Origin of the sequence: Streptococcus sp. HMSC076H09 (assembly GCF_001811765.1) — a bacterium.
Taxonomy (GTDB): domain Bacteria; phylum Bacillota; class Bacilli; order Lactobacillales; family Streptococcaceae; genus Streptococcus; species Streptococcus agalactiae.
This window is the reverse complement of sequence record NZ_KV806610.1, coordinates 1-358: the sequence shown is the minus strand read 5'-3', so window position 1 is coordinate 358 and position 358 is coordinate 1. Positions and strand designations below refer to the sequence as shown.

General features: G+C 53.4%; 4 tRNA genes. All 4 read right to left on the bottom strand.

Going from position 1 to position 358, the window contains the following annotated elements:
- Window positions 1-3: 3 nt before the first annotated feature.
- Window positions 4-76 (bottom strand) — tRNA-Thr (locus HMPREF2818_RS07050).
- A gap of 10 nt (window positions 77-86) precedes the next feature.
- Window positions 87-168: transfer RNA gene (locus HMPREF2818_RS07045), tRNA-Leu, on the bottom strand.
- Between the two features lie 9 nt (window positions 169-177).
- Window positions 178-250, bottom strand: a tRNA-Lys gene (locus HMPREF2818_RS07040).
- 2 nt (window positions 251-252) lie between these two features.
- Window positions 253-325 (bottom strand) — tRNA-Asp (locus HMPREF2818_RS07035).
- Window positions 326-358: the final 33 nt, after the last annotated feature.

The following is a 358-nucleotide window of genomic DNA, read 5'->3' as shown; positions in this document are numbered from 1 at the left end:
TAATGCCGGCTACATGACTTGAACACGCGACCCTCTGATTACAAATCAGATGCTCTACCAACTGAGCTAAGCCGGCAATCTACTAATGCGGGTGAAGGGACTTGAACCCCCACGCCGTTAAGCGCCAGATCCTAAATCTGGTGCGTCTGCCAATTCCGCCACACCCGCATTTCTAAATGACCCGTACTGGGCTCGAACCAGTGACCCATTGATTAAAAGTCAATTGCTCTACCAACTGAGCTAACGAGTCTACGGTCCCGACGGGAATCGAACCCGCGATCTTCGCCGTGACAGGGCGACGTGATAACCGCTACACTACGGGACCTATGGGAGTTAACGGGATCGAACCGCTGACCCT